Genomic DNA, 20,187 nt, shown 5'->3' with positions numbered 1-20,187 from the left:
AAACCTGATTTCAATTTTGATCTCATATTTCTTGATTTACATTTACCTGACAAATCAGGCATTTAATTAATTGAAAAAGTACTTTCAATAAAGCTTCTAGTTCCTGTAATTATTCTAACCGGATATGCAGAATTATCATTGGCAAAAGAAAGTCTAAAATTAGGTGTCGAAGATTATTTGATAAAAGATGAAATATCACCTGCAATTCTTCTTAAAAGTATAGAATTTGCATTGAGTAGAAGTTTTTATATTCAACATATTCAATTACAAAATGAAAAACTCAGAAATATTGCATGGACGCAATCTCATGTAGTGAGAGCTCCCTTAGCAAGAATATTGGGCATCATCAATTTAATAGAAACCGAAAAAGAAAATATAGAAGAGCTGATATTTTGGTTAAAGCAACTAAGAGTTTCATCCGATGAAATGGATGCTATTGTAAAAAAAATAACAGAAGAAGCTCAAGAAATTCAATTTTTTAATAAAAACAATGAGTAAGACGATATTGATAATAGATGATGACCAATTAGTTCGCCTAATTGTTGAAAAGATGATGAGTAAAATAGATTCTACTTTGACAATAATTCCATGCGAAGACGGGAAAGTAGGTTTGGAAAGATTAATTGAGCGTCCAGAAAATCACTTCGAATGTATTGTTCTTTTGGACCTAAATATGCCTGTATTAGATGGGTGGGGATTTTTAGACGAAATACAATCAGAACAGTTTAATGATTACCAAAATATAACACTATATATTTTATCATCATCAATAGACAAAGTAGATATTGAAAGGGCTAAACAATATTCAATTGTGAAAAAATTTTACCATAAACCATTAACCAGTGTTGATATTGCAGAAATATTGAACTTTAATATTAATACTATACATTGACAAAAATTTTAGCGACTTGTTAACAGAATCTAAGTTAAGCTACATTTTTATAATTAATTTGATCGTTAAATTCTTCATTAGTTTCATAATCCAAAGCAGAATGTCTCCTTTTTCTGTTGTACCAAATTTCAATGTATCATATCATAGAATTGCTTAAAAGAGACAATAAATACCGTATTTACAAAAACAAATTTCTTGCATACGAAGCTGGCTTTGGTTCTACTCAAACTTCACAAGACCATTTAAATCCCGTTCAGGAATATCCCCTAGCTACTTATGTACGGAATTAAACAAATCAATAGCAGTCAACACTTAAAAATATTTTTTTTGTGTGATTTTTATACACTCAAAAATCATTAGAAAAAATCAGCTCTACTCACTCTTATACCCTGTTAGGTATAATTATTCAAAACGTCAGTTCAAGGCATAAATTTTATTCCAAAAAAAGCAATATAAGATGACATTTAAGATTTTAAATCTGTTTAGCCAACTCGCTAATATTTACCAGACCCAAACGTCAGTAGCATCCGCAGACGAGTGTCAAATGTTTGAAGAATGCGTAAAAAGAAAAGCTGTTTGAGCGCAGCGAGTGCTGCCTCTTTTAGCACTCGAAAACTAATTAGACCGATAAGGTTGCGCAGACTTGATTTTTTGTTTCTTTTTTGATCAACCAAAAAAGAAAATTATAATTACTGGAAACCAAAATATCATACCGTTAAAAAACGTTATTGGTAGTTTTTTTGTGGAGTAAAACTTAGCAAAAAATATATCGAGAACCATTTTTAATTCAAAATCATCTTGTTTCTGAAACAATTTCCCAACGAAAATCACTTTAACTGACGACAATTAGGGCTAAAAACTAATTGCAACCAACGGCCTAAATTATTTTAAAAACTACAAATCATGGTAAATATTTTACCGTTCGCTTTAGGAAATGTTCCGCACGACTACTACAGGCTTGACAATTAAAATTCAGCAAGTAGTAATAAAAGTTAAGGGAGCTAAAAAAAAAAGAATCTCTTCACTAGTAACTATTCACTAGTCGTAAAAAGTCCCTTATATTTTTAAACTAAAAAATCACGATAAGAATTTAAGCGTTGGTCGCAGGGAGTGACCCGCGAGTCGACTGTGAAACACGAGCCGCTGGCGTCACGATAGGGAAATTTGTCCGATGAATTTTGGTGTAAAAATATTCAGGCTTGATTTTTTTGTTTCTCTTGTATCAAGACAAAAGAAAAAATACAATAAAAACCCAACATTTATATTAATCAAAATAAGTCAATAACCTACACCACTTAAAAATAAAAAACCATTTTTTCTATCACAACTTGTGAACCACTTGTGATATAAAACAAATCGAAACCAACACTTTTGTGCCATAACAAACTAAAACATACGTTATGGCACTTGAAAAGACCAGCACCTCCCCTTCCAACAAAAACAGAATGTATTCTGAGCAATTAATTACAATGGAAGACTTAAACAAGAATTTCGCAGTCTTCTTCTTAATTATTTAAAAGCAATCATTCAATTCAAACCACTACAGCAGAAACAATGGCTCAATTCCAATGAAGTCCGAAAACTACTAAACATTTCATCGGGTACATTACAAAACCTTCCAATTAATGGAACATTGACATATACCAAAATTGGCGGCAATATATATTACGACCAAAGTGGCATAGATAAACTTCTGAATGGAAATAAAGTGCACGCCCTCCCTACCCTTTTGAAGTAAATTCATTATTACAAACGAACCAATCTAATTCTCATTCAACTATCAACCTAATCTCGAGCGTAATCGAGAGACACTATTAATTAACAAAATGAATTACATAAAACACCTAACAGGATTTTTTCAAAAGGTAGCGATCGACAAAGCGCTCAATCTAACACACATAAGTTTGTATATGTCGTTGTTTCAATTCTGAAATTACAACCGATTCAAAAATCCAATCAGTATCTCTCGGGATGAGTTAATGCGAATTAACAAAATCAGTTCTAAAGCTATCTATCATAAGTGCCTTAAAAATTTGCATTCATTAGGTTACATAAACTACGAACCATCAAACAATCCATTCAAAGGAAGCCACGTCTACCTCTTCAATTTCTCAAACAATTTAAAACCAATTCCAAAAAGCGAAACAATAACAGTACCAAAAAACGAACCTGCTTTTGAACTAGTCAATGAATAAGTTGTGCACAAGTCCAGCACTACTAATGACACAGGCACTGAACAAGCACTGGTATCTTATATAAACAAACATACCAAACATTTCAAACGATTTAAAGAGTGTAAACGAAGGCGAGCAAGGACAAAATTTTGAAATTGAAGATAATATTAAAAAAAATGTTGATATAGAACAAAAAGAAAAAAGTTCCGCAAAAAAGGAAAAGTATGTAACTTCTGGCGTGTCATCACGAGCGTGTCATCACGAGCGCAGTCGAGAGACGAGCGTCGAGAAGCCAACAAGTGATAAAGTAAAATTCTATTTCCTTGAAAACAATTTTCCGGAAATCGAAGCCAATAAATTTTTCAATTATTTCTCGAGCAACGGCTGGCTTGTTGGTGGAAAAACACCCATGATCGATTGGGAAGCCGTAGCACAAAACTGGATATTGAACTCCCATAATTATAAATACAATACTGAAACATTACCACTAAACCGTTCAGAACACCTAAACACCAGAACAGACTAAGACTACTCAGAACCACTTTAATCCAGTTTTATCATTGCGAGAAACGAAGCAATCTCACTTTGCCAAACTCAAGCCAAACATTTACACTCTTCACAGTTAATTTTTAAAGTTATGGAAACAGAAATAAAAACCCATTACAATTATTCAGAGATAATTGTTTGGCTCGAAAAAAAGGAGTAGAATTATACGCCGATCACTTCAAAATCCTTGAAATGATTATCCAATAATCTACAAACTCACAGCCTATTTTCTATAAGATGAACAAACCTGTTTTCAATATGGAATCAACCTCAACAAAGGGGTTTTACTTTCTGGTCCCGTTGAATGTGGCAAAACATCACTTATGCGTATAATGAAACACCTGACAAAAACACTGCATAAATTTTCTGTAAAACCGTGCCGAGACATCAGCTTTGAATTTATTCAGGACGACTATGAAGTAATCCGCAGATACAGCAAGGATTTGAGATTAAAATGGGGACAACCAGCGGCTCTCAAGTATTGTTTCGATGATCTTGGTGTGGAGCAAAATCTAAAATATTTCGGAAACGAATGCAACGTAATGGCAGAAATCTAATTAGGTCGGTATGAAATTTTCACAACAAAAAAAATCCAAACTCACATCACTACAAACCTCTAAGCTTCAGAAATCGAAACTCATTATGGAAATCGGGTACGCAGCAGATTGAGAGAATTATGCAATTTGATAGCATATGACAGACATGCAACAGACAAGTGAAAATAAATTGCAAAATCAAAATACCCACAAAAAAATAACATAGTGTGAGTAATTTTTTGAATTTGATTACTTGCAACTAAACTATCCGCGATAAACGATAATGCTTTGCGAGAAAAACAACATATCCGGCAGAAAGACCCATTCATTTTTACTAAAAATTACATCTTGTAGCAGCATTAACTTTTCAAACATTAAACCTTTCCCTTCATGAAAAAAATCAACAATTTCTGGACATGGATCCAAGATAACCAACTCCCCATCAAAAACATAATTAACGAAACCCATAAAAACCAAGAAGCAATCCGCTATTGGATAAAGCAGAACCTCCACTATTATTGTAATGATATTGATTTCATTTTAGTTTTCCCAAATAATAATAATAATAATAATAATAATAATAATAATAATAATAAATCTGAGCTAATACTAACCGCAAATGGCAATCCTTATTTCTTTGAACAGGTAATCAATTTAGTCGACAATAGGCCGCAATTTAAAAACTGGAAATTCACCGCATTTATCCAACAAACTGAAAAAATTTAAGAAATCATGAAAGGTCTAGACAATCCTTACATATTCCATGAAATCACATTAAAAGCCAGTGAACTCAATTTTTTACCGCTGGAGTATCATGAATTATCGCAAAAGTTTGACATTGTAGTGTTTTTAAAAAATTACAATTTGTATTGTGATACAAAGACTTTACAACAAGCAATTTTCATTATGATGCAAGACATTTAGGACAAAAATCCCTATACCAAAACATCAATTTTGTGCAGTTGGCACATGTACCGGAAAACAAAGAAGGATTGATTAAATTGTATGATTTTCAATTGTTTATAGACAATCTAGATGGTGTGGAATTAAATAATTATTTTCTCAAAATATGGAAAACCGTAAAATGAACTAAAAAACAAAGTCTATTTTCGTCAATAAAAATTATTTAAAATTTGTTCAATATATTGCACTAAATAATATTCTATTAATTATATTCTATTAATTATATTTCTGATATACTTACTAAGCAAGTCTAAATTATAAAGGATTAATTATGAAGTCAATTAAAAAAGGAAATATTGTTAAATTCTATGGTAGTTACCAGAAGAAAATCCAAATCAGTTGTATATTTGCAAATTCCAGTAATGTTGACCACCCTATTATACAATCTGGTTCTAGTAAAATACGCAATTTGTTTATTCTTGTCAAATAAACAAAGCGCAAGTAAAACATCTTCTTTAGTTTTTTGTTCTCCAAATACGGAAACTTTTGGCTTATAAAAATAACCTTTTCCACCCCTCCTCTGATAACACCTTTATCAACTAATCTACTTAATGCTTTAGAATCAGCAATAACTTCATGTGAATTTAATCCAAGATTATCAAATCCGAATAGATCTCCTGCATCTATTCGATTTATTTCAGCTACTATTTTATCTATTGCTTTCATAATCAACAATAAAGAGAGTTAATATATTTTAAATGTCAAGTTTTTCCGTCCTTTACCTAACATTTTATCTCTATTTAAATTCTTTAGTTCCTCCTCAATACTTCTCCTTTCGATTCTACACAAGAAAGAACTGCTGTTACCCCATTGTTTGTATCTATTTCTCTTGATACAGAATAATCTCTAGGATCTTCTGCAATAAATAAAGAATTATAAATTTTTAAAACCAAATACCCTAATTTGTCTTGACTAAAAAACTGCAATCTAAAAAAAATCACTACTTTTGTTTCCAACTTTAGGGGTGTCTACAACTGTAGGCTGAGATTTTACCCTCTGAACCTGATCTAGTTAATACTAGCGTAGGGAAAAGTAAGATGACTTCCGTGTACCATTGCGTACTCCTATAGGCATTCCTAAAGTATAACTTATACTAAATTTAAAAAGGAATGGATCTAAAAATCAACAATAAAATCAAACATTTTGCCCTTGACAGTCTCACTGTACAAGCACTTCTTGACTTAGAAATTCCCGAAAAACAAAACGGAATTGCCGTAGCCATCAACGCCACCGTCATTCCAAGAACCAATTGGGAAAATCATTTCCTCAATCCAACCGACGACATTCTCATCATTTCCGCTACGCAAGGTGGGTAAATATTTTAATTTAAAGATTGAAAGATGTAATGATTAAAATATTAATCAAATTCATCTCTTCAATCTTTCAATTTTATAATCATTAAATCTTTCAATTAATAAAATATGAACAACGAAGAAAAAATCTCAAAAACCCCGTTTCCTAATTCCAAAAAAGTATATATCGATGGCGAAATTTACCCGATAAAAGTAGCCATGAGAGAAATTTCCTTGGCCGACACCAAAATGTCAAACGGAAGAATCGAAAAAAATCCAGCTCTAACCGTTTACGATACTTCAGGCCCATTCACCGACCCTAATATCGAAATTGACATTCGAAAAGGATTACCACGCATTCGCGAACAATGGATTTTGGACCGTAATGATGTTGAAGAATTAACTGAAATCTCTTCTGAATATGGGAAAAAACGTTTGAATGACGAAAAATTAAACGAATTGCGTTTTGAATATTTGCACAAACCCATGCGTGCCAAAAAAGGAGCCAATGTATCTCAATTGTATTATGCAAAACAAGGTATCATTACTCCCGAAATGGAATATATCGCCATTCGTGAAAACCAACGCATCGAACAATTGAATGAGCAATCCAAAGCAATGCAATGCCAACACCAGGGAAATAGTTTTGGAGCCCACACTCCTAAAAGCAAAATCACACCTGAATTTGTCCGCAGCGAAGTAGCCAGAGGCCGCGCCATTATCCCAAATAACATCAACCACCCAGAAAGCGAACCTATGATTGTAGGTCGTAACTTCTTGGTAAAAATTAATGCTAACATTGGAAACAGCGCCGTAACTTCAACTATAGAAGAAGAAGTAGAAAAAGCCGTTTGGGCCTGCCGTTGGGGAGCCGATACCATTATGGATTTGTCTACTGGTAAAAACATACACGAAACCAGAGAATGGATTATTCGTAATTCGCCAGTGCCAATCGGAACTGTTCCAATTTATCAAGCGCTAGAAAAAGTAAACGGAATCGCCGAAGATTTGACTTGGGAAGTGTTTCGCGACACCCTTATTGAACAAGCAGAACAAGGAGTTTCCTATTTCACCATCCATGCTGGAGTATTATTGCGTTACATTCACTTAACCGCCGAACGTGTTACGGGTATTGTTTCCCGTGGTGGTTCTATCATGGCAAAATGGTGTTTGTTCCACCACAAGGAAAACTTCCTTTATACCCATTTTGAAGATATTTGTGAAATCATGAAACAATACGATGTGGCTTTCTCTTTGGGAGACGGTTTACGTCCCGGTTCTATTGCCGATGCTAATGATGCTGCACAATTCGCCGAATTGGAAACACTAGGAGAACTTACAAAAGTAGCTTGGAAACACGATGTACAAGTATTCATTGAAGGTCCTGGTCACGTCCCAATGCACATGATTAAAGAAAACATGGAGAAACAATTAGAACATTGTGACGAAGCTCCGTTCTACACATTAGGCCCATTAACAACAGATATTGCGCCTGGTTACGATCACATCACCTCTGCTATTGGAGCTGCGATGATTGGTTGGTATGGTTGCTCCATGTTGTGTTACGTAACACCAAAAGAACATCTTGGTTTGCCCAATAAAAAAGACGTAAAAGACGGAGTGATAACCTATAAAATTGCCGCACACGCTGCAGACTTAGCCAAAGGTCATCCTGGATCGCAATATCGCGACAATGCATTGAGCAAAGCCCGTTTTGAATTCCGTTGGGAAGACCAATTCAATTTATCTCTAGATCCTGATACTGCCAGAGAATTCCATGATGAAACCTTACCCGCAGACGGTGCCAAAGTGGCTCACTTTTGTTCTATGTGTGGTCCTAAATTTTGCTCTATGAAAATATCACAGGAAATCCGTGATGTTGCCGAGGCCGAAAAAGGAATGCAAGAGAAGTCAGTGGAATTTATTGAACAAGGAAAAGAGATATACATTTAACAAAATAAGAAGTTAGAAGTGGAAAATTTTAGAACTTCACTCCCGCTTCTAACCTCTAACCTAAACAATGATTGTAATTTCAAATCCTATTTCAGTAGCTAACGAAATCAACATCATCCATTCTCTTTTTGAGGAAGGAATGATACTTTTTCATATTCGAAAACCAAGCTTTGGAGAGTATGAAATAAGGCAGTTTCTATCTCAAATTAATCCACATTATAGGGAGCGTTTGGTTCTACACAATTATTATGATTTAGCCGAAGAATTAGGTATTAATCGCATTCATTTTAGCGAAAGCAAACGAAAAGCAACACTGATGTTGCCAAGTAGATTGACATTTGACTATTACAAAACCAAAGGATTTTATTTATCGAGTTCAGTCCATACTATTGAAGATTTCAATTCTCTGGACGACACTTTTGAATATGCCTTTTTAAGTCCAATTTATCCGAGTATATCCAAAGAAAACTATACTTCGAAAACAGATTTATTTGAAGAAATAAAAAAAAGAGAGAATTTTAGAACGCAACTCATCGCTTTGGGCGGAATAGAATCAAAAAACGTAAGCCAAACATTAAAAAATGGCTTTGACAATATAGCGCTATTAGGAACCATTTGGAATCAAAATAATCCCATTGAAAATTTTAAATCATGTCAGAAAATTGCCCAATCGTTTTAACTATAGCTGGATTCGACCCTTCGGGTGGCGCAGGAGTTTTGGCAGACATCAAAACTTTTGAGCAACATAGAGTATATGGATTTGCCATCAATACGGCAAATACCATACAAACCGAAAAGGAGTTTTACAGAATACATTGGACTCCTATTGACTTCGTCGTAGAATGCATAATAACACTTTTGAATAACTACCCTGTTAAAGTGGTTAAAATTGGCATTGTACCCTCATTGAGTTATTTGAATGAAATCATTCTTTTTCTAAAAAAACATTCGCCAACTATCAAAATCATTTGGGATCCCATTTTGAAATCTTCAACCGAATTTGATTTTTTAACCCTTTCGAACCAACAAATTTTAATCGATATTTTAAAGCAAATCGATTTGATTACTCCAAATTTCAATGAAATCAGACAATTTAATCTCGAAGAAAAAAATGCGGATTCCATTGCAAGCTCATATTCCCATTATTGTTCTGTTTTACTAAAAGGCGGGCATAATCCAACCGAAATTGGTGTTGATTATTTGTTTACCCAAAAAGAAGCTTGTCGGCTTATGCCAAAAGAAACTTTACTGTTCGAAAAACACGGTTCGGGTTGCGTACTCTCGGCAGCGATCACGGCAAATTTGGCTTTGGAACAAACCCTGAAAACCGCTTGCGAAAACGCAAAAACATACACCGAAAATTATTTGTTTTCTAACTCAACTCTACTAGGCTATCATGTATAATAAGCTACAATACATCTCACAAGGAAATACCGTTCAAGAACAATTGCATAACATTCAACTAGTACTGGACAATGGTTGCACTTGGATTCAGTTGCGATTCAAAAACGGTAACGATTTGGATTTTAATGTTTTATCCAAAAAAATAAAATTGCTTTGCGAATCCTACAAAGCAACATTAATCATTAACGACAGAGTAGATGTTGCCCTAAAAATAGCATCCGATGGCGTACATTTAGGGTTAGACGATATGAAAATTAAGGATGCTCGTGTACTTTTGGGCAATACAAAAATCATTGGAGCTACGGCAAATACTTTTTCAGCTATTCAAAATCACATTCAAAATGGATGTGATTATATAGGTTTAGGTCCTTTTCAGTTTACCAAAACCAAAGACAATTTGAGTCCAATTTTGGGACTTGACGGCTACCGTTCTATTAGAGCTCAATTGAAAGCCGCAAATATCGAAATCCCAATTTATGCTATTGGGGGCATTACGCTAGAAAATGTAGATTCGCTACTAGAAACAGGTATTCATGGCATTGCTGTTTCGGCAATCATTACCCAAAGCAACCAAAAACACAAACTCATCACACAACTTAACGAAAAATTATATGGCAATGGCATTGTTTAAAATAGGAGACATAACGCTAGAATCTAGGCTGTTTTTAGGAACTGGAAAATTTGGATCCAACAGAGAAATGGAAGAAGCGATTCTGGCTTCCGAAAGTGAATTGGTAACCGTAGCGCTAAAAAGAATTGATCTGGAAACAGATACTGACGCTATTTTAAATCACTTAAAACATCCTCGAATTAACTTATTACCTAATACTTCGGGAGCACGAAATGCCAAAGAAGCTATTTTTGCAGCTCAACTCGCCAGAGAAGCTTTAGAAACCAATTGGTTAAAACTTGAAATTCATCCCGACCCAAAATATTTAATGCCAGATGCCATAGAAACCCTAAAAGCAACGGAGGCATTGGCAAAATTAGGATTCATTGTTTTACCCTACATCCATGCAGATCCCGTTTTGTGCAAACATTTAGAAGATGCTGGAACGGCTGCGGTAATGCCATTGGGATCACCGATAGGAAGTAACAAGGGATTAAAAACTATAGATTTCCTAGAAATAATTATTGAACAAAGTAAAGTTCCTGTCATAATTGATGCAGGTATTGGCGCACCATCTGATGCGGCCAAAGCTATGGAACTTGGAGCCGATGCCGTACTGGTAAACACCGCAATTGCTGTAGCCGGAAATCCTAAATTAATGGCAGAAGCGTTTAAGGAAGCTGTAATAGCTGGAAGAAAAGCATTTGAAGCAAAACTAGGACAACAATACAAACAAGCAGTTGCTTCCAGCCCATTGACAGCTTTTTTATATGAGTAACGGAATTCATTATTAACCGCAAGGTTCGCAAAGCTATTTGTTATGTCCCTTGCGTAAAACTTTGCGAACCTTGCGGTAAAAAAACAGAAAAATGAAAACATTCAAATCAGTTTTTGGGGATTATAATTGGGAAGCCATTCAAACCAAAATACACCAAACGACCACCAAACAAGTCGAACAAGCATTGGCAAAAAACAAAAGAAACCTAGATGATTTTATTGCTTTGATTTCACCAGCTGCGGCAGCTTATTTGGAGCAAATGGCACAAGAATGTCACAAATTGACCAAAAAACGATTTGGAAAAACCATCCAAATGTATGCTCCGCTGTATTTGAGCAATGAATGCCAAAATATTTGCACCTATTGCGGATTTAGTCTGGACAACAAAATCAAGCGCAAAACATTATCGGATGCTGAAATAAAACGGGAAGTTAAAGCCTTAAAAACCATGGGGTTTGACCACGTATTATTGGTCACTGGAGAAGCCAATTATACTGTAAATATCCATTATTTTCTAAATGCGATTGACCAAATAAAAAAAGATTTCTCAACCATTTCGGTCGAAGTGCAACCACTTTCAACCGAAGAATATCTGCAATTACACGAAGCTGGAGTGTATTCGGTTTTGGTATATCAAGAAACCTATCATCAGGAAGTGTATAAAAAATACCATACTAAGGGTAAAAAATCCAACTTCGATTTTCGATTGGAAACTCCTGACAGGATTGGGAAAGCGGGAATTCACAAGATTGGTTTGGGGGTGTTATTAGGTCTGGAAGATTGGCGAACCGATAGTTTTTTCAACGCTTTGCATTTGGATTATTTACAAAAAAACTATTGGCAAACTAAATATTCGGTTTCTTTTCCAAGATTACGTCCCGCCGAAGGAATTATCGAACCCAATTTTATTATGGACGACAAAGATCTGACGCAACTCATTTGCGCTTACAGACTGTGGAATGAGGATTTGGAGATTTCGATTTCGACCCGTGAAAGCGAAAACTTCAGAAATAATATTATTCCGATTGGCGTTACCAGTATGAGTGCGGGATCCAAAACCAATCCTGGTGGTTACGTAGTGGATCCTCAATCGTTAGAACAATTTGAGATTAGTGACGAACGCTCGGCTCAAGAAATTGCCGAAATAATTAGTACCAAAGGATACGAACCTGTTTGGAAAGACAATCCTTATTTAATAAACACCGTGGATTGAAAAGCTATATTTTCAATCTGAATTCTAAAATATAATATGAGCATAATTCAAGATTATTTACGATACAATCGCCAGATGATGTTACCCGAAATAGGCGATTTAGGACAAGAAAAACTTAAAAAAGCAAGAATTTTGGTGATTGGTGCTGGCGGATTGGGTTGCCCCATATTACAATACATTTCTACCGCAGGAGTTGGCACTATAGGCGTTGTAGATTTTGACAAAATTGAAATTCATAACTTACACCGTCAAATTTTATATACTGAGAGTCAAATTGGTCAAGACAAAGCTACAACTACAAAATCAGTTTTGGAAACCTTAAACCCTTTGATTACTATTGTAACTTTCGAAGAAAAACTAACCTCCGCAAATGCTATTCAAATTATGCAAGATTTTGATTGTATTGTGGATGGATCCGATAATTTTGAAACCCGTTATTTGGTAAATGACACTTGTGTTACTTTAGGAAAACCCTTGATTTACGGTAGTATTCTTAAATTTGAAGGACAACTGGCAGTTTTCAATCACAAAGGAAGCAAAAACCTACGGGATTTATTTCCAGAACCGCCTAATCCAAAGGATGTTCCCAATTGTAATTTGAATGGTGTGTTGGGCACATTACCCGGAATCATCGGCACGATGATGGCGCATGAAACCTTGAAACTGATAATGGATTTGCCAACGTTGGAAAATGAATTGGTATTATTTTCAACTTTGAATTGGAGTTTTACAAAGTTGCGGTTTTAGTGTTCAGTTTTCAAAATTGGCATAAAAGCATCTCTCGCAATTTCGCGGCAACCCAAACTTTTCATATATTCATTATGTAATTGGCAATCCAACAAGCTATAATTGTCTTTTTTGAGTTGTTTTACCAAAGTGATAAAAGCAACTTTGGAAGCATTGGAAACTATCAAAAACATACTTTCTCTACAGAATGTATTTCCCACATCGATTCCATCAACCAATTGATCGTTTTACTAAACCTCAACCGACTTTACTATTCCAAATTGGTGGAGTTTAAAATAGGCTTTAATACTAATTAATGGCTTTTTAAATTATGGTCTAGTGTTTTTTCTAATAACAAAAAATGAGAATATGGTCCCTACAATAATCATTGGAATCAGATATAAATCAATCTCTAGTGCTGGTGGTTCTTCTAAACCTGCAGGTGATGGCGGTGTTTCGCATAAAGCGGCAGTGGTACCAGAAATGGTAAAGAATAATGTAATTAAGATTGTTTTATAAGGAATATACATAGTTTTTTTCATAAATACCATTAAAATTTAATTGGTGAGGCTTAACTAATATCAAATTATAATATAAATTAACTATGATTTTTTTTAAGGAAAAAACGATAAGTTACAACTGTCTCCCATTAGGGATAACTGGCATTTAAAATTGTTTTTTCGAAATTTTATTCTAGGTAACAAAAGTAAAATTCTACAACTTTAAAGATTAAAATTTTAAAATCAATAATTAGAATGCGTTATTCCAGTTAATAAAATTTTTAAAAAGGGATTTTAAAAAAAAAGTTTTTATCACCGTGCAATAGGGTGTTCAGCAATTTTAAGGAATCGTTTGGTCGACTAAGAAGCAAAAAAAATGTAACTATTTTATAGTAATGTATTGCTATGATAGGAAAGGTTTTCGTTTTTTTATAATTCTTGGATACGGAATTGCTCTTTTGGATTAGAGGCTACATTTTTTTGTTCTTTGCAATATCTTGAAGTGTCCGTTCTATTATAGTTCGCAAACTGATTAAATTGACCTTCAATAGGAAATCAGTTAAGCCATTTTTGAAAAATTCAATTATATGTTCTTCCATGGCAGGATAGGAAACAAAAATAAAAGGGGTTTGCGGTGCCAGCTTTTTTTTACTTTAAAATATCGACAGACCATCAAAGGAGGTGAATATATTATTAGAAAGTATAAGATCAGCTTTATATATTAGCAACTTCTTTTTGAACTCTTTTTTAGATTTAGCAATCTCAAAACTATTATGAGTTAATCCTTTTTCTAATTCTTGTGCAATCAATTCAATATTTGTTTGAAAGGATTCGACAATTAATATTTTGGTTTTTTCGGAGGTTATTTTTTTATATTAGATTATTTTTAATAATATAATTACAAAATCAATAGCAATTTCAAAGAACTAAATTAGTGTTTACTTGTAATTTATAAAATGTAAATTAATAAGTGACCGTCATAAGGAATAATTGGTCTTTAAAGCAGTTTGAGGTGTTCATTTATTTATTTATTTATTTATTTACTATAATATTCTAATATAAAATCTTTGAGTGTTCATCATTCTTTCTAATAGTTAGGTTAAATATGTTTCCTTGTAAATCGACCTATTGATTCAATAGCTAAAATCACCTAAACACTTCTAAATATGCTCTTTATGAACCTAAGAAAATGTACTTCTCAACCAAGATTTTACTTGATGAATTATAGTGTGCAATTCTTTTGAATATTTGCCTTTGTCGCTTTTAATCTGTTTCAAATCAAACTCTATTTTAATGGATAATAACCAATACATTTGTATTTTTTTATTGATGCCGATTTAGAAATCTGTTTATCAAATATTTTGCCTATTTCTTTAAACGAATAATCTTCAAGTTGGTCAAAATATACTCTTTTGATTCCGCCAGTATCATTTGTTTCAATGGCGATTATCAACTTCTTTTTTTTGTAGCCTTGCTCCTTCCATTCTTGAGTTCTTCATTACCACCAAAAACAAACTCATCAACAAAAACTTGACCAATCACTGGCTGTGAAGCACTACTTGCCATACTAATTCTAACTTTTTTAATGAAATTAGTTTCCGTAGTTCTACTGATTTTTAATCGTTTTGTTATTTGTTTTATAGAGAAACCTTTGTGGTTGCACTCATCTCAAAAACAATTATAAATGCTTTTCTCAAACCAAATCGAACTCTGTGAAAAATAGTATCTAAAATCGGGATTTCAATATCATGGCAAGCGTTACAATCCCTTGTAAAATTCTTTTGTGAATAGTCAATTTTGAGTGATTGTATTTTACACATTTAAAACCTTCGTTCCACTTTATTTCTGCTAAATATTCTAAACAATCTAAATCCGTTTTGAACTTATCGATAAATTCTAAAATACTTTCTCTTGTCAAATTTTTCCATATTTTAAATATACATAAAATTATAAGTAATTATCAGGACACCTCACAAAGCAGTTTTTGAGCAGAAGGTTAAAAAAACTTAAAAGGTTAAAGTGATTCTGTTATATCCGATGATATTACTCAAAATTGACGTTGCTGGTGCATTCAGGATATAGAAAAATTCTAAAACTTTAAAGATTAAAATAAATTTTCAAATTTTAGAATTAAATGGAGGAAACGGGTATTCAGTCAACAATAATGCGGTCAAGAAACTCTTTATTGATGGGTTTTACCTGAAAGCTAACTACATTTATATTACCGTTTGCGAGGGCAATGTCATCCTCATCTATGGTTGAGGAAACAACGTATACTCTACACTGATTTACTAGAGCGGGGGATAATTTATCAAAGGCTTCTAAAAATTCAAATCCCGACATTTCAGGCATGTATATATCGACAAAAATTATCTGCGGTAGCACGAGAATGTTCTCCTCATTTTCCTGCAAATATTTTAGTGCCTCTTTTGCATCCGAATATTTTAATACTTTTTTCCCAAAATTATTTTTGGATATTATGCGTGATGAGATATAAATATCTATCATATTATCGTCAATAATCATTACCGTTTCAAATTTTGGTTCTAATTCGTTTATCATGGTTTTAAATTTTCGGTGTAATAATAAAGTTTGTTACGTTTTTTTTTCGACTGAACCTGAATGGAATTTAATACCATTATTTATTATACTTTAGGTCAAAAGATATTAAAAATGGTTCTCGATACATTTTTTATTCCACTTTACTGAACAAAAAACACTAGAACTGACGTTTTTAATAATTACACCCAACGGATTGTTAATAGAATTTTAATGCGCAATAATACGATCCAGGAATTCTTTTATAATGGGTTTAACTCGAAAGGCGACTACGTTTTTATCAATGCGAGCGCGGGCTATATCATCATCATTAATTGTTGATGAAATAATGAATACCCTGCAATGGTTTTTTAAAGCAAATGATAGCGTATCATATTCCCTTAAAAAGTCGAAACCCGACATCTCAGGCATATATATATCGATAAAAATTATCTGCGGTAGCACGGGAATGTTATCCTGATTGTCCTGCAAATATTTTAGCGCTTCTTTTGCTGCCGAATACTCTAATACTTTTTTTCCAAAATTGTTTTTGGTAATCATTCGTGATGAAATATAAAGGTCTATGCTATTATTATCGATAATCATTACTCTTTCAAATTTCGAGTTTAATTCGTCTTTCATTTTTTAAAATTTTTTAATGTAATACTAAATGTAGTTCCAACGCCTTCTTCCGAATGAATCTGAATGGTGCCCTGCAATCTTTCAACCGTATCCTTTACAATATATAACCCAATGCCAGATCCATCTTTGTTACTTGATAGGCGAAAAAACATATCAAATATTTTAGAGTGATGTATTGGCGCTATCCCAATACCGTTATCGGCTATACTGAACTGCAGTTTTTCAGGGTCTGATTGCCCCGTTATTTTTATATATCTGTCTGATTCGTCTTCCTCATGGTATTTTATAGCATTGGAAATAAGATTTTCAAGTATGGTATTAAAGCGCAATTTATCGGAATAAAATGGATCCTTTTCCTTGATGTCAATTTCGAAATGAATTCCTTTCGCCTCTTCCATACTTTGAAGTGAATCCACAATGTCAATCGCCGTATTCTGTAACGAAATTTTTTCTATTTCCAGCTCCGTGCGGTTATTTCGAGAATAGCTGAGGATATTTTTAATAAATTCATCCAAGCGGTTAATACTATTGCGAATCATAAGTATATGTTCAAGGGTATCTGCTTCTTGGCTTTCTTCTTCAATAAAAGAAATCAGCCCAAGAATGGAGGTAAGCGGGGAACGCAAATCGTGAGATACGCTGTAGACAAAACGGTCCAGTTCTGTATTTCTTTTGATGAGTTCTTTGTTGGCAATGGATAATTCTATTGTACGGTTTTCTTTTTCCTCGTTTTGAAAAGCAAGTACTTTATTTTGCTGTTCGAGTTGTAATCTGGCCAATTTTATTTCGGTTACATCATGTGCTATACCGAATAAACTGATCAGTTTTCCGTTTTGGTCAAATTTAAACCTGCATTCTGAATGGATGTGCTTTATTGTCCCATCTTTCAAAAGAATTCGATTTTTTAAAACGCAATTGCTTAATGTTCTTTGAGATTCATTAACTATTGCTATTACATTATCCAAATCGTCAGGATGGATAAAAGATATCCAGTCAGAAAAGAAATGTTTGTTGTCTTCTGGTGAAAGTCTATAAATACGGCATGTTTCATCGGACCATAAAGCTATTCCTGTTTCAAAATTGAGTTCCCAATTTCCAAGATGTGCAATTGCTTGAGCTTCTTTTAATTTGGATTCACTTTCCTTAAGGGCTTGCAGTGCCACTTTATTTTCGGTAATATCAGTCAGCACATTAACAGCTCCTGTTATCTGACCTCCAACATCAATAAAAGGGATTGGGTATGATGCCACATTTCGCTTTTCCCCATTGTGACGTTCGATAATTATTTCCTCGCCAGCTATTACTTTGCCTTCCTTTAGTGCTACTGCCATTGGACATGTATTAAATGGAATTTGATTATCCTCCTTATCATAAATAGTAGAGGATCCGCTCCACTTATCTTTTCCTATTTCCGGTTCTATGCCCCATAAGGCCTTCGCTGCTATATTGTATTTTATTATATGTCCTTCTGCATCGCAGAAATAGGTTGCCAGGGGTAAATTTTGAAAAAGTTCTTCATAGCGATTTTCACTTTCCTCAATTTTTTTGCGTGACACCACCTGCTCCGTTACATCATTGGCAAAGAAAAAAATGCTGTCAATATTGCCTTCCTTATCTCTATGCGCATGGTAGATGATATTCAAATAGATGTCTACCAATTTTCCGTTTCCGTGGAAATCAAATTTAATCAGCATCTCATTGGCTGAGAATGTCTTACCTGTTTTATAGACCGTATCTAAAAAATCAAAAATTCCCTGCGCTTCCAGTTCCGGCGAAACTTCTTTTACGGTCTTGCCAATGATATCCTTTTTTTTTCTATTAACTGTAAATATAAATCATTAACTAATTCATACACATGGTTGGGTCCCTTTAAAATTCCTATGCATGAAGGAGCTTGCAAAAACAAATCATAAAACCACTCTTTTTCTATTTTGGGTGCTTTTTCTATTTTTTTTTTCTTAGGAGTTTCGTATGTTATAGAATAGTTGCTATTTAAAGGACAATCTAATCTTTTTTCAATTGCATTAGTTGTTTTTGTGCTTGATATAGACTTTTTCATACGCTGTTCACTTTAGTGGTTAAATTGTGAAGTTTTTTCTTTAACTTAAATGCAGTAGCTCCCTCAAATAAGGAAAAAGTATAATTTGAAAGGATGCTAAATGGTTTGAAATTATAAAGTGTCTTTTTATATTTATTTTCGGTCTTCACTGTTTCTGATATATAATTGATATTCTCTTTTTTTAATTCGTGTTGAATCAATTCAATATAAGCGGGATCGTGTTCGACAATTACTGTTTTAGTTTTCATAGGAATTATTAGATATTGGGAGAAAAAATCAAAATTTTGAATCGGTTATATTACTCTTTCAGTTTTATAAATTTGTTAAAATCATCCTGTCGTCTTTTGGCCACCAGTAAAATCAGCCCGTTTGATAATTCACAGAAATAACCATCTTTTTTTGAAATTTTTATAATATGCCGAAGATTAATAATGTAAGAATGATGTATTCTGAAAAAATAATTGCTGTCCAGAAGGTTGCTGTATTCTCCTAAATTTCTACTGGACATTGCTTTTTTACCATTAAGGAGAAAAAAATTAGTGTATTTTCCTTCTGCTTTACAAAAAATTATTTCCGACATGTGGATCAGTTCAATTTTATCTACGGAGGAAACGGCCACATATTCATTACTTTGATTAAAAGAGTTCATAATATTCAGGCTATTAATTTTTTGATTCTGATAAGAACGCTCCATTTCAATTATTTTGATTACTTTGTAAACAGCCAAAATAATAGCATTAAAATCAATTGGTTTTAAGATAAAATCGATTGCATTTTGCTTAAATGCTTTTACCGCATAATTTCCCTTTTCAGAGATAAACACCAATTTTGGGATGTTAAATTCTAATTGTTCTAGCATTTCAAAAAAAAGATCGTCCTTAAACAGAATATCTAAGAAAATAAGATCCGGTTTTGTTGATTTTATTATAGCGATTCCGTCGGTTATAGAGCCAGTATCACTAATTATTTTCATAATCATACCATTATCCTCTTCAAATTTCTTTAAAATTTGTAAAGTATTTTTTTCTTTGCTTATAATTATTGAATTAATAGGCATCATAGAATAGAAATTTGGAATTATATAGGTTCTTATGTTAAATTAATACTATAAATTATTAATTACTAATTATTTACGTATACAATAACTGTTAATTTTTAAAATTGTAATATAATAGATTAATTCATTATACGGTCATTATATCCTTTATTATACATTAAAAAGTAATAAATGGGTGTATATTGGTATAAGTGAAATAAAGTACCCTTTGTTATACTTGTATTGATTTTAATTCACTCCAAATCGGTACGGTCATTTTCGATAATTACTATTTCATTATTGTCCTATTTAATCCTTTTATGTT

At 33.2% G+C, this 20,187-nt stretch carries 25 protein-coding genes, 2 pseudogenes and 1 riboswitch; of the genes and pseudogenes, 17 read left to right on the top strand and 10 right to left on the bottom strand.

The window, feature by feature from the left end:
* Window positions 1–138 precede the first annotated feature (138 nt).
* From Q1W72_RS16385 to Q1W72_RS16350, 8 genes and pseudogenes are all read left to right on the top strand, one after another.
* Window positions 139–498 carry a hypothetical protein gene (locus tag Q1W72_RS16385; RefSeq protein ID WP_302136503.1) on the top strand — a complete coding sequence of 120 codons (360 nt, stop codon included), beginning with the start codon at window positions 139–141 and terminating at the stop codon, window positions 496–498.
* Entirely contained in the window at window positions 491–892 is a 402-nt protein-coding gene (locus Q1W72_RS16380; RefSeq protein ID WP_302136501.1) for a response regulator, read from the top strand. The genes Q1W72_RS16385 and Q1W72_RS16380 overlap by 8 nt, the downstream gene beginning before the upstream one ends.
* A 131-nt stretch (window positions 893–1,023) precedes the next feature.
* Window positions 1,024–1,182 carry a hypothetical protein gene (locus Q1W72_RS16375; protein ID WP_302136499.1) on the top strand — a complete coding sequence of 53 codons (159 nt, stop codon included), beginning with the start codon at window positions 1,024–1,026 and terminating at the stop codon, window positions 1,180–1,182.
* 1,110 nt (window positions 1,183–2,292) lie between these two features.
* Window positions 2,293–2,630: pseudogene (locus tag Q1W72_RS16370) on the top strand (helix-turn-helix domain-containing protein).
* A gap of 674 nt (window positions 2,631–3,304) precedes the next feature.
* Entirely contained in the window at window positions 3,305–3,592 is a 288-nt protein-coding gene (locus Q1W72_RS16365; RefSeq protein ID WP_302136497.1) for a hypothetical protein, read from the top strand.
* A gap of 343 nt (window positions 3,593–3,935) precedes the next feature.
* Entirely contained in the window at window positions 3,936–4,169 is a 234-nt protein-coding gene (locus Q1W72_RS16360; RefSeq protein ID WP_302136495.1) for a hypothetical protein, read from the top strand.
* A 369-nt stretch (window positions 4,170–4,538) separates the two neighbouring features.
* Complete coding sequence (locus Q1W72_RS16355) at window positions 4,539–4,874, top strand: hypothetical protein (RefSeq protein WP_302136493.1); 336 nt, start codon at window positions 4,539–4,541, stop codon at window positions 4,872–4,874.
* Between the two features lie 6 nt (window positions 4,875–4,880).
* A complete protein-coding gene (locus tag Q1W72_RS16350; protein WP_302136492.1) occupies window positions 4,881–5,072 on the top strand; it encodes a hypothetical protein in 192 nt (63 codons plus the stop codon).
* Window positions 5,073–5,426: 354 nt separating this feature from the next.
* Here Q1W72_RS16350 and Q1W72_RS16345 read toward each other — a convergent pair whose 3' ends face one another.
* Complete coding sequence (locus tag Q1W72_RS16345; protein ID WP_302136491.1) at window positions 5,427–5,777, bottom strand: hypothetical protein; 351 nt, start codon at window positions 5,775–5,777, stop codon at window positions 5,427–5,429.
* An 83-nt stretch (window positions 5,778–5,860) separates the two neighbouring features.
* Complete coding sequence (locus Q1W72_RS16340; RefSeq protein ID WP_302136488.1) at window positions 5,861–6,067, bottom strand: hypothetical protein; 207 nt, start codon at window positions 6,065–6,067, stop codon at window positions 5,861–5,863.
* Window positions 6,062–6,157: riboswitch (TPP riboswitch) on the top strand. Its footprint overlaps the gene before it by 6 nt.
* Before the next feature lie 63 nt (window positions 6,158–6,220).
* Between Q1W72_RS16340 and thiS the strand changes: the two genes are divergently transcribed.
* The 8 genes from thiS (at window position 6,221) to Q1W72_RS16300 (ending at window position 13,108) form a co-directional block, all read left to right on the top strand.
* Window positions 6,221–6,427, top strand: coding sequence for a sulfur carrier protein ThiS (gene thiS / locus Q1W72_RS16335; RefSeq protein WP_302136486.1), 207 nt, complete (start codon window positions 6,221–6,223; stop codon window positions 6,425–6,427).
* Between the two features lie 105 nt (window positions 6,428–6,532).
* Window positions 6,533–8,356, top strand: coding sequence for a phosphomethylpyrimidine synthase ThiC (thiC, locus tag Q1W72_RS16330; protein ID WP_302136484.1), 1,824 nt, complete (start codon window positions 6,533–6,535; stop codon window positions 8,354–8,356).
* A gap of 67 nt (window positions 8,357–8,423) precedes the next feature.
* Window positions 8,424–9,035, top strand: a complete 612-nt coding sequence (locus Q1W72_RS16325; protein ID WP_302136482.1) for a thiamine phosphate synthase — start codon at window positions 8,424–8,426, stop codon at window positions 9,033–9,035.
* On the top strand, window positions 9,008–9,760 hold the full coding sequence (locus Q1W72_RS16320) for a hydroxymethylpyrimidine/phosphomethylpyrimidine kinase (protein WP_302136480.1): 753 nt from the start codon (window positions 9,008–9,010) through the stop codon (window positions 9,758–9,760). Before Q1W72_RS16325 ends, Q1W72_RS16320 begins: the two co-directional genes overlap by 28 nt.
* Window positions 9,753–10,391 (top strand): thiamine phosphate synthase, encoded by a 639-nt coding sequence (locus Q1W72_RS16315; protein ID WP_302136478.1) that lies wholly within the window; start codon window positions 9,753–9,755, stop codon window positions 10,389–10,391. The genes Q1W72_RS16320 and Q1W72_RS16315 overlap by 8 nt, the downstream gene beginning before the upstream one ends.
* On the top strand, window positions 10,378–11,148 hold the full coding sequence (locus tag Q1W72_RS16310; RefSeq protein ID WP_302136476.1) for a thiazole synthase: 771 nt from the start codon (window positions 10,378–10,380) through the stop codon (window positions 11,146–11,148). The genes Q1W72_RS16315 and Q1W72_RS16310 overlap by 14 nt, the downstream gene beginning before the upstream one ends.
* 91 nt (window positions 11,149–11,239) lie before the next feature.
* Window positions 11,240–12,361 carry a 2-iminoacetate synthase ThiH gene (thiH, locus tag Q1W72_RS16305; protein ID WP_302136474.1) on the top strand — a complete coding sequence of 374 codons (1,122 nt, stop codon included), beginning with the start codon at window positions 11,240–11,242 and terminating at the stop codon, window positions 12,359–12,361.
* Window positions 12,362–12,397: 36 nt separating this feature from the next.
* Window positions 12,398–13,108, top strand: a complete 711-nt coding sequence (locus tag Q1W72_RS16300; protein WP_302136472.1) for a HesA/MoeB/ThiF family protein — start codon at window positions 12,398–12,400, stop codon at window positions 13,106–13,108.
* On the opposite strand, the gene Q1W72_RS17055 is transcribed toward Q1W72_RS16300, so the two are convergent.
* The gene (locus Q1W72_RS17055) at window positions 13,105–13,281 is read right to left on the bottom strand and encodes a hypothetical protein (protein WP_367881687.1); all 177 of its coding nucleotides are present in this window, start codon (window positions 13,279–13,281) and stop codon (window positions 13,105–13,107) included. The genes Q1W72_RS16300 and Q1W72_RS17055 overlap by 4 nt on opposite strands.
* A gap of 175 nt (window positions 13,282–13,456) precedes the next feature.
* Between Q1W72_RS17055 and Q1W72_RS16290 the strand changes: the two genes are divergently transcribed.
* Window positions 13,457–13,606 carry a hypothetical protein gene (locus tag Q1W72_RS16290; RefSeq protein ID WP_302136470.1) on the top strand — a complete coding sequence of 50 codons (150 nt, stop codon included), beginning with the start codon at window positions 13,457–13,459 and terminating at the stop codon, window positions 13,604–13,606.
* A gap of 1,078 nt (window positions 13,607–14,684) precedes the next feature.
* Here Q1W72_RS16290 and Q1W72_RS16285 read toward each other — a convergent pair.
* The 7 genes and pseudogenes from Q1W72_RS16285 to Q1W72_RS16255 form a co-directional block, all read right to left on the bottom strand.
* A pseudogene (locus Q1W72_RS16285) lies at window positions 14,685–15,505 on the bottom strand (IS1595 family transposase); the annotation flags it as partial.
* 233 nt (window positions 15,506–15,738) lie between these two features.
* The gene (locus Q1W72_RS16280; protein ID WP_302136468.1) at window positions 15,739–16,149 is read right to left on the bottom strand and encodes a response regulator; all 411 of its coding nucleotides are present in this window, start codon (window positions 16,147–16,149) and stop codon (window positions 15,739–15,741) included.
* 207 nt (window positions 16,150–16,356) lie between these two features.
* Window positions 16,357–16,767 carry a response regulator gene (locus Q1W72_RS16275; protein WP_302136466.1) on the bottom strand — a complete coding sequence of 137 codons (411 nt, stop codon included), beginning with the start codon at window positions 16,765–16,767 and terminating at the stop codon, window positions 16,357–16,359.
* The gene (locus Q1W72_RS16270) at window positions 16,764–18,410 is read right to left on the bottom strand and encodes a PAS domain-containing sensor histidine kinase (RefSeq protein WP_302136464.1); all 1,647 of its coding nucleotides are present in this window, start codon (window positions 18,408–18,410) and stop codon (window positions 16,764–16,766) included. Before Q1W72_RS16270 ends, Q1W72_RS16275 begins: the two co-directional genes overlap by 4 nt.
* Window positions 18,411–18,550: 140 nt before the next feature.
* Window positions 18,551–18,826, bottom strand: a complete 276-nt coding sequence (locus Q1W72_RS16265; protein WP_302136462.1) for a hypothetical protein — start codon at window positions 18,824–18,826, stop codon at window positions 18,551–18,553.
* On the bottom strand, window positions 18,823–19,074 hold the full coding sequence (locus Q1W72_RS16260; protein ID WP_302136460.1) for a hypothetical protein: 252 nt from the start codon (window positions 19,072–19,074) through the stop codon (window positions 18,823–18,825). Before Q1W72_RS16260 ends, Q1W72_RS16265 begins: the two co-directional genes overlap by 4 nt.
* Before the next feature lie 50 nt (window positions 19,075–19,124).
* Window positions 19,125–19,886, bottom strand: coding sequence for a LytTR family DNA-binding domain-containing protein (locus Q1W72_RS16255; protein ID WP_302136458.1), 762 nt, complete (start codon window positions 19,884–19,886; stop codon window positions 19,125–19,127).
* Window positions 19,887–20,187 lie beyond the last annotated feature (301 nt).

It is taken from the genome of Flavobacterium sp. ZE23DGlu08 (assembly GCF_030505335.1).
In the GTDB taxonomy this organism is placed as follows: Bacteria; Bacteroidota; Bacteroidia; order Flavobacteriales; family Flavobacteriaceae; genus Flavobacterium; species Flavobacterium algoritolerans.
The sequence above is the reverse complement of the archived record's forward strand: the minus strand, read 5'-3'. Positions and strand labels throughout refer to the sequence as shown.